The following is a 619-nucleotide window of genomic DNA, read 5'->3' as shown; positions in this document are numbered from 1 at the left end:
ATTTCACCGCGTGCCTTTGTCCCGGTGACAACAATCCAAGCCAAGCGTAAGTCCACACTTCCTGACCTGGTCAAGCGCATGTTTGATACAGGTCAGCTGAATCGGGTGTGGATGTCGGATATTACCTACTTGCGCACCGGTGAGGGCTGGTTGTATTTGTGCGCGGTCCGCGATGGTCATTCCCGCAGGGTACTGGGCTGGGCTATGGATAGTGTTCAAGACACAAGTTTGGTTGAACGGGCCCTGCGGATGGCGCACACGCTGCGCGGTGACGTTCCTGAAGGACTGGTGTTTCACGCTGACCGTGGAACGCAATTTACCAGTGAGAAGCTCTGGGAGGTATGCCGCAGCCTGGGCATTGCTCAGTCTGTGGGGCGTACTGGTGTGTGCTTCGATAACGCGATGGCTGAGTCGTTCTGGTCGACGCTAAAGACTGAATTCTACGACCGGCAGCGATGGCCTACCCGTGATGCTGCACGCAAGGCCGTTGCCTACTGGATGGAAGTCGTCTACAACCGCCGGCGCCGGCACTCTGCACTCGGGATGGTTAGCCCCGTCGACTTCGAGAACCACACCGGCTCAATCAACAGCAGAAAAGAAATAGCTGCCTAACCACTAG

At 56.7% G+C, this 619-nt stretch carries 1 protein-coding gene; it reads left to right on the top strand.

From position 1 onward, the window contains the following. On the top strand, positions 1–612 hold a 612-nt coding region (locus HMPREF2807_RS10970; RefSeq protein ID WP_118853199.1), incomplete at its 5' end, for an IS3 family transposase. Positions 613–619: the final 7 nt, after the last annotated feature.

It is taken from the genome of Corynebacterium sp. HMSC074A09 (assembly GCF_001811545.1).
Classification (GTDB): Bacteria; Actinomycetota; Actinomycetes; order Mycobacteriales; family Mycobacteriaceae; genus Corynebacterium; species Corynebacterium hiratae.
The sequence above is the reverse complement of the archived record's forward strand: the minus strand, read 5'-3'. Positions and strand labels throughout refer to the sequence as shown.